Genomic DNA, 7,969 nt, shown 5'->3' with positions numbered 1-7,969 from the left:
CGCGCTCGGCGCTGACGTGCCGGCCGTTTTGCGGCCGCGACCGGACGGTCTCTGCGCTGGATACTCTTCGCGGAGGGTCGCCCGCGATGCGATGAGCCCCCGCGCCAAATGTGGACGTGTGGGTATCGCGTCGCTCGAACGGCGCCGGGGCTCGCGCCTCGCCGCACCTTCGGCTTGTCGTGAACTGAGAGGCGGTCTGGTCTCGCTTCGATCGGCGGGCGCGGCGAGCCGTCGCGTCGAGCTTCGGTGCCGGCGAAACCGGCCTTGTCGTCTCCGGAAGTCCGTGGGTCGGCCGGCGTCGGCCGGGTCCTTCCTGACCCGATGAGCCAGCCGTTTCTCCACGAAGCCGCCGCGCCGGGGCGGACGCACTTCGAGATCCTCGCGATGGCGTGGGCGGGCTGGGTCTTCGACTTCTACGACCTGATCCTCTACAGCTTCCTGCTGATCCCGCTCGGCCGTGAGCTCCGTTTCTCGCGCGCGGAGTTGTCGTGGATCTTCGGGGCTTCCCTCGCCGCGACGGCCGTCGGCGGGGTCATCTTCGGGTTTCTTTCGGACCGATTCGGCCGGAAGACGATCCTGCAGGCGACGATCCTCGTCTTCTCGGCGGGCACGCTCGCGAGCGGCCTCGCGCCGAATTTCACGTGGCTCATGGTGTTCCGCATCGTCACCGGACTCGGCGTCGGGGGGGAGTGGGGCACCGGTCAGACGTACGTCGCCGAGACGTTTCCCGCCAGGGTGCGCGCGCGGTACGGCGCGCTCGTCCAGACGGGGGCGCCGATCGGCGTCGCCCTCGCGTCGGTCGTCGGCGGCTTCCTCGCCCCGGCGATCGGCTGGCGGGCGTGCTTCGTCGTGTCGGGGATCCCGGCGCTCCTCGTCGTCGCCGTGCGCCGGCGGCTCCCGGAGTCGGACGTGTGGCTCGCCCGGCGCGGAGAGGAGCGGCGCGCCCCGGCCGGGCCGTCGAAGATCGCCGTGCTCCTCTCGCGAGCCCATCGCGGAGTCTTCGCGCGCGGCCTCCTGCTGACGATCTTCACGATGTCGGCCTACTGGTTCACCTACACGTGGCTCCCCGGCTATCTTCACGACGAGCGGCATTTCTCGATGGCGAAATCGGCCGCGTGGATCCTCGTCACGCAGGCCGGGGGGCTGATCGGGTACGCCTCATTCGGATTCGTCGCCGACCGCTGGGGCCGGCGCCCCGCGTTCACCGCGTACTCGCTCGTCTTCGCCGCCGGCCTCGCGATGACGACGGTCTTCTGGGGAACGATCGCCGCGCGGCCGGCGATCGTCCTCGCATTCATGTTCCTCGTCGGGCTCGGGACGGGCGTCTGGGGCGGATTCGGCCCGCTTTTCGCCGAGCTCTTCCCGACCACGATCCGCGGGACGGCGATGGGGTCGATCTACAACATCGCCCGCGGCGTCCAGTTCGTGACCCCGATCGCCGTGACCGTGATCGCCCGCCGGTACGGGCTGGCGGGAGGGATGTCGGTCGCCGCGCTGTTCGCGGCGGCGACCGCGGGCTGGATTTGGACCTTCCCGGAGACGAAAGCTCAGGAGATCGCGTAGGCACGGCCATCCTTTCGTCTCGCTTTGAGAATTTCCGGGGCGCGCCCCCCGGGTGCCGGCGAGTTAAGCGGCGCCGAAGGCGACCGCTTCAACTCGGCGGCAGCGGGCTGACGTACCGATAAACTTCCTCCGTGATATCCGTCTTCGACCGGCTCGTTGCCGCTCTCCGCTCCGCCTCCCGCGTCTCGGTCCTGACCGGCGCGGGCGTCTCGGCGGAATCCGGCATCGCGACGTTCCGCGGCGCGGGCGGGCTCTGGGAGGGACACCGGATCGAGGAAGTCGCCACTCCCGAGGCGTTCGCGGAGGATCCGGAGCGGGTCTGGCGGTTCTACGAGATGCGGCGGCGAAACGCCCGCGACGCGCGTCCGAATCCCGGGCACGAAGCGCTCGCGGCGATGGAGGGGCGATTCTCCGAGTTCCTGCTCGCGACGCAGAACGTGGACGGTCTTCACCGCCGCGCCGGGAGCCGGAACCTCGTCGAGCTCCATGGATCGATCGCGCGGCGGTACTGCGTCCAGTGCCGGCGCACGGAAGAGGACCTCGAGCCGCTCGAAATGCTGCCACCGGTCTGTCCCGGATGCGGCGGCATGCAGCGCCCCGACATCGTCTGGTTCGGGGAGCCGCTCCCGGTGGCGGGCTGGGCGGACGCGCAGGATGCGGCCCGGTCGGCCGAGGTCTATCTCGTCGTCGGAACGTCGGCCGAGGTCTATCCCGCCGCAGGGCTGGCGCTCGTTGCGGCCGACGCGGGAGCCGCGGTCTTCGAGATCAACCCCGCCGAGACGGCCCTCTCGCCTGTGTTCGCGGGGGCGATCCGCGAGCCTTCCGGCGTCGCCCTGCCGCGGGTCGTCGACGCGCTCGGCGGGCGGACCGCGTAGAATTCGAGCGGAGGATCCGCCATGCCGCTTCGCGAATACGCCTGCGACGGTTGCCGTCATCGCTTCGAAGAACTGGTTTCCGAGGGGGAGCGGCCCGTCTGTCCCGAGTGCGGCGGAAAAAAGCTCACGCGGCGCCTCTCCGCTTTCGCCGTCGCCTCGTCGAGCCCATCGCGCCCCCGCGACGGCGACTCCGGATCCTGTGGATCGTGCGGAGATCCGCGCGGCCCCGGCGCGTGTTCGATGAACTGACTCCGCTCAATCCTCCGGCGGATCGGGGGGATCCTCCGGAACCGTCGGCGACTCGACGAACGCGCTGCGGTGCCCGTTCGAGCAGACGACGATCACCCGCTCGCCGGGCGGGTCCGCGGAGGCGAACGCATCGGCGACCCGTCGTGTCACGTCTTCGCCGCAGCGCCCGCAGAGGAAAAACGCCACATCCCGGAGACGGACGCCGAACGGAATTTCCCCGCGGCCGTACGATCATCCGATGAAGGCCGTCGTCGAACCCATGACCCGGCCGCGAGTTTTCGCGGCCCGCGCGATCGCCATCGCGGCCGACTTCCTTCAAATCTTCGTCTTTCCGGCGTTCTCCGAGGGAGGGGTGTCGCCGCTCGATGCGGCTGTCGACGTCGCGGTGGCGGGATCGATGACGGCCCTCGTCGGCTGGCACTGGGCGTTCCTCCCGTCGTTTGCGGCGGAGCTCGTGCCGTTCGTCGATCTCGTGCCGACGTGGACCGCCGCGGTGTTCATCGTGACGCGTCCGTCGCGGCGCGGCGCGCCGGCCGCGCCGAAACCCCGCCCCCCGACCCCCTCTCCCGCCTCCGCGCGAGGCTCCGGCGCGGCAGGCCCGGGTGGAGAGGGGGAATGAGACCCGGGGCTGGCTTTTCGGTCATTCCGCGGAGCGAAGCGACGAGGAATCCCGGTCCTGTCTCCGGGAGTTCCGTGGGTGTCCGCTCGACCGAGATTCCTCGCTGCGCTCGGAATGACACGGGAGAGCGCTCGGAATGACCGCTACCGCCTCGGGACCCGCGACCCGGATCTACTTCTTGAGCAGCTTGAATGCGTGGTTCCAACCGCCGCCGCGAAGGCCGTAGAGCACCCAGAGAATGCACATCGGCTCGAGCAGGCGCGCGCCTTCGATTCCTCCGATGTCGATCGATGTCCAGCCGAAGTCCTGGAGGATCTGCGCGACACTCCTCTTCGCCGCATCGTCGTTGCCGCAATAGAACATGTCGGGAGGGCCTCCCGGAAATTCGGGATGCACCATGTGCGCGTGGCCGACGATGTTGAAGGCCTTGACGACGCTCGACTCGGGGAGGGAGCGCTGGACCTGCTCGCCCCCGGAATCGGTGTGCCCCAGGGCGAGCGCGGGGGGGAGTCCGGGCGTGAAGACGAGCGGATTCGTGGCGTCGACGACGACTTTTCCCGCCAGCGCCGAGGCGCCCGCGAGGCGCAGCGCGTTCTCCGTCCCGGACCAGCCGGTCGCGAGGACCGCGAGCTCGCCCCAACCGGCAGCCTCTCCGAAGGTCCCGCCCTCGGCGGACGTTCCCGCCTCCCGTCCCGCCGCGCGCGCCTTCTCGGCGTCCCGCGAGCCGATCATCACCTCGTCGCCGCGCTCGTCGAATCCTTTCGCGAGCGCCTTTCCCACGTCTCCGGTTCCCAGAATCGCGATTCTCATGATCCGGAGTCTATGTCCGGACGGCGATCGGAAGACGGGAAGCCGCGCCCGGCTAGAGTCTTGCCAGGGCGGTAATGGCGGGGGCGAGATCCTGCCGGACCTTCCAGAAATCCGCCCAGGGGTCCCGCTTTCGCAGGCGGGCGGCGAAATTGCCGATCGTGAACCGCGCGGGCGCGAGATCCGGCCGGACCTCGCGCCACGAAAGGGGCGTCGACACGGGCGCGTGCGGCTTGCGGCGCGCGCAGAACGGCGACGCGACCGTCTGCGCCCACGCGTTCCGATACGGGTCGAGGTAGACGCGGCCACGCCGGCGCGCGATCGACGGCTCGACCGTGAAGAGCTCGGGGTAGGCGAACGCGAGCTTTGCCCCGAGCGATTCGGCGAAGGCCTTCACCTCGTCGCAGTCGAGGCCGACCCGGATCGGGACGAAGACGTGCAGCCCCTTCCCCCCGGACGTCTTCGCGAACGACGTCAGCCGCAACGCGTCGAGCGCCTCCTTGAGGCGGAGCGCGCCTCGCGCGGCATCCGCCGGGTCGCCCGAGTCGGGGTCGAGATCGAAGGAGACCCAGTCGGGCTTGCGCGGATCCTCGCGGCGCGCCGACCAGAGGTGGACCGCGATGCAGCCGAGGTTCGCGAGCGCGAGCTGCGTTTCCTTCCGTCCGCCGACGACGTAGTGGCGAACGCCGTTCCGGTGGACGATCCGTTTCGTCGGCGTGTCCGACGCCATCGCCGCCGGCTTCTCCTTCTGGTGAAAACACTTCCCCCCGAGCCCGTACGGGCACCGCTTGAGCGAGATGAGACGGTCCTTCATCCAGGGACGCAGGGCCGGGAAGACGAAGTCGTAGAAGCGGACGAGGTCGAGCTTCGTCCATCCCTCCTCCGGCCACAGGACGCGGCCCGGGTTCGTGACGACGACGCCCGCTACCCTTTGTCGCTGTTCCACACGGACCGCCGCCCGCGCGTCTTCCTCTTGAGCGGATCTTTCGTCTTCAGGAGCTTCCGGATCTCGGCGGGAGGATCGCCGGTCGCGGCCTTCTCGATGTCTCCTCCCTCGTCCCGCGCGATCTCGGCGAGGATCCTCTTCGAGACGACGGACCGCGGTTTCGTCTTTTCGACGTCCTCGGTCGAAGCGTAGCCGTCGCGGTGCTTGATCAGGAGCCAGGAGGCCCGCGATTCGCTCCCGCGCGGCTTCAGACGCACGAGCACCCACGACCCTTCGAGCTTCTTTCCGTGCAGGGTGAACTTCAGGTCCCCCTTCTTCAGCGCCGCGGCGGGGTCCTCCTGCTCGGGCTCCCAGGTCCCGTTGTCCCAGATCATCACGGTCCCGCCGCCGTATTGCCCTTCGGGGATCACCCCCTCGAAGGCGTTGTACTCGATGGGATGGTCCTCCGTCGGCATCGCCATGCGCTTGACCGAGGGGTCGAGCGACGGGCCCTTCGGGACCGCCCAGGAGAGCATCACGCCCTTCCATTCCAGGCGGAAGTCGTAATGGAGATGCGACGCGCGGTGCTTCTGGACGACGAAGGCGAGGGCCTTCGTCTTTCCCCGCTTCTGGCGCCCGGCGGGCTCGGGGGTGACCCCGAAGTCTCGCTTGCGCTTGTATTCTTTGAGCCCCATGGAACGACCTCCTGCAAGGTCAGTGCCCCCGGGCGGCCGCTCTCGCGGTGAAACCTTCGATCGGGTTCGAGCGTTTATACTGCGGAGAGTCGCGAAAGGAGAAACCATGTCCGTTGCCCGCCGCATTGCGATCGTTTCCGCCGCGCTGATCGCGGCGACCGGCGTCCTCCCGATTTCCGGCGCGGAGCCGCCCTACGGCATATCCCCGGCGGACATGGACACGAGCGCGAGCCCCTGCCGGGACTTCTATACGTACGCCGACGGAGGCTGGCTCAAGAGCAACCCGATCCCGCCGGCGTTCTCGCGATGGGGGACCTTCAGCGTCCTCCTGGACCGCAACCAGCAGGCCCTGAAGTCGATCCTGGAGGAAGCGGCGGCGAAGAAGGCGCCGGAGGGCTCGGACGACCAGAAGATCGGGAATTTCTATGCCGCCTGCATGGACGAGGCGAAGGTCGAGGCCGAGGGTGCCAAGCCGATCGCGCCGGAGCTCGAGCGGATCGACAGGATCGCCGATCGCGCCTCGCTCGGGGCGGAGATCGCCCGGCTCCACGAGGGGGGCGTCTCCGCCCTCTTCGCGTTCGGCTCGCAGCAGGATCGAAAGAACAGCGAGGAAGTCATCGCCGGGACGTTCCAGGGAGGGCTCGGGCTCCCCGACCGGGATTACTACCTGAAGGACGACGAGAAGACGAAGACGATCCGCGGCCAGTACGTGTCGCACGTCGGGAAGATGTTGGAGCTCCTCGGCGACGATCCGGCGAAGGCGGCCGAAGAGGCGAAGACGGTGCTCGCGATCGAGACCCGCCTCGCGAAGGCGTCGATGACCCGGGTCGAGCGGCGCGACCCGGACGCCACGTACCACCGGATGAGCGTGGCCGAGCTGCAGGCGCTGACGCCGAATTTCCCGTGGAACGTCTACCTGCGCGACGTCGACGCGCCCTCGAGCGCCGTCAACGTCGGTCAGCCGGAGTTCTTCAAGGCGATGAGCCGCGATCTGGACGAAGTCGCTCTCGCCGACTGGAAGACCTATCTGCGCTGGCACCTCGTGGCGGCGGCGGCGCCGACGCTCTCGTCGAAGTTCGTGCAGGAGGATTTCGACTTCAACGGGCACGTGCTGAACGGGACGAAGGAGATCCTTCCGCGATGGAAGCGCTGCGTCGCCGCGACCGACGGCGAGCTCGGGTTCGCGCTCGGCAAGAATTACGTCGAGAAGACCTTCCCGCCCGAATCGAAGGCCCGGGCGGACGAGCTGGTGAAGAACCTCATCGCCGCGCTCCGCGACGATCTCGCGACCCTGCCGTGGATGGGAGACGCCACCCGGAAGGCCGCGATCGAGAAGCTCGCCGCGTTCACGCCGAAGATCGGCTATCCCGACGCCTGGCGCGACTACTCGGCCTACCGGGTCGGGCGCGAGAGCTATGCCGCCAACGTCTCTGCCGGCGAGGCCTTCGAGTTCCACCGGCAGCTCAACAAGATCGGGAAGCCCGTCGACCGCAAGGAATGGGGGATGACGCCCCCGACCGTCAACGCCTACTACAACCCGCTCAAGAACGAGATCGTCTTTCCCGCGGGGATCCTCCAGCCCCCCTTCTTCGACGGGAAGGCGGACGACGCCGTCAACTACGGCGCGATCGGCGCGGTGATCGGCCACGAGATGACGCACGGGTTCGACGACCAGGGCCGCAAGTTCGACGCGCACGGCAACCTGCGCGACTGGTGGTCGTCCGAGGACGCGAAGAACTACGACCAGCGCGCCGCCTGCGTCGAGAAGCAGTTCGACGGTTACAGCGTCCAGGACGGGCTTCACGAGAACGGAAAGCTCGTCCTCGGCGAGAGCATCGCCGACCTCGGCGGGCTGACGATCGCCTGGCGCGCGTACCAGAAGAGCCTCGAGGGGAAGCCCGCGCCGGCGCCGATCGACGGGTTGACGGCCGCCCAGCGCTTCTTCCTCTCGTATGCGCGCGTGTGGGCCGAGAACGATCGGCCCGAGTCGGAGCGGCTCCAGGTCGTGACGAATCCGCATCCGCTCGGCCGCTTCCGCGCGATCGCCGCCCCGTCGAACATGCCGGAGTTCGAGAAGGCGTTCGGGTGCAAGGGGGGGGAGCCGATGGTGCGCAGCGACCGCTGCCAGATCTGGTGAGAAGCCGGCGCGGCGATGCATCGAGCCGGGCGGGCGCGTGCGCCGCGACCCGCGGCCTTACCGTACGCTCATCGGTACGCCGCGGCCGCGGGTCGGACG

8 protein-coding genes are annotated in these 7,969 nt (G+C 69.1%); 4 read left to right on the top strand and 4 right to left on the bottom strand.

The genetic code is table 11. From position 1 onward, the window contains the following. Positions 1-321 precede the first annotated feature (321 nt). Both VKH46_13755 and VKH46_13750 read left to right on the top strand, forming a co-directional pair. Positions 322-1,563 (top strand): MFS transporter, encoded by a 1,242-nt coding sequence (locus VKH46_13755; protein HKB71907.1) that lies wholly within the window; start codon positions 322-324, stop codon positions 1,561-1,563. A gap of 131 nt (positions 1,564-1,694) precedes the next feature. Further along, positions 1,695-2,438 carry an NAD-dependent deacylase gene (locus VKH46_13750; protein ID HKB71906.1) on the top strand — a complete coding sequence of 248 codons (744 nt, stop codon included), beginning with the start codon at positions 1,695-1,697 and terminating at the stop codon, positions 2,436-2,438. 255 nt (positions 2,439-2,693) lie between these two features. Here VKH46_13750 and VKH46_13745 read toward each other — a convergent pair whose 3' ends face one another. Beyond that, a complete protein-coding gene (locus tag VKH46_13745; GenBank protein HKB71905.1) occupies positions 2,694-2,837 on the bottom strand; it encodes a hypothetical protein in 144 nt (47 codons plus the stop codon). 88 nt (positions 2,838-2,925) lie between these two features. Between VKH46_13745 and VKH46_13740 the strand changes: the two genes are divergently transcribed. Next, positions 2,926-3,306 (top strand): hypothetical protein, encoded by a 381-nt coding sequence (locus tag VKH46_13740; protein HKB71904.1) that lies wholly within the window; start codon positions 2,926-2,928, stop codon positions 3,304-3,306. Positions 3,307-3,477: 171 nt separating this feature from the next. Here VKH46_13740 and VKH46_13735 read toward each other — a convergent pair whose 3' ends face one another. Genes VKH46_13735 through VKH46_13725 form a run of 3 tightly spaced genes read right to left on the bottom strand, consistent with a single transcriptional unit; the run spans position 3,478 to position 5,733 of the window. Next, on the bottom strand, positions 3,478-4,116 hold the full coding sequence (locus VKH46_13735) for an NADPH-dependent F420 reductase (protein HKB71903.1): 639 nt from the start codon (positions 4,114-4,116) through the stop codon (positions 3,478-3,480). A gap of 52 nt (positions 4,117-4,168) precedes the next feature. After that, a complete protein-coding gene (gene ligD, locus VKH46_13730; protein HKB71902.1) occupies positions 4,169-5,059 on the bottom strand; it encodes a non-homologous end-joining DNA ligase in 891 nt (296 codons plus the stop codon). Then, entirely contained in the window at positions 5,038-5,733 is a 696-nt protein-coding gene (locus VKH46_13725) for a DNA polymerase ligase N-terminal domain-containing protein (protein HKB71901.1), read from the bottom strand. Before VKH46_13725 ends, ligD begins: the two co-directional genes overlap by 22 nt. Before the next feature lie 106 nt (positions 5,734-5,839). On the opposite strand from VKH46_13725, the gene VKH46_13720 reads away from it, so the two are divergent. Then, positions 5,840-7,870, top strand: a complete 2,031-nt coding sequence (locus tag VKH46_13720; protein ID HKB71900.1) for a M13 family metallopeptidase — start codon at positions 5,840-5,842, stop codon at positions 7,868-7,870. Positions 7,871-7,969 lie beyond the last annotated feature (99 nt).

The sequence above is a fragment of the Thermoanaerobaculia bacterium genome, from assembly GCA_035260525.1.
Classification (GTDB): Bacteria; Acidobacteriota; Thermoanaerobaculia; order UBA5066; family DATFVB01; genus DATFVB01.
This window is presented reverse-complemented; position numbering and strand designations above follow the sequence as displayed.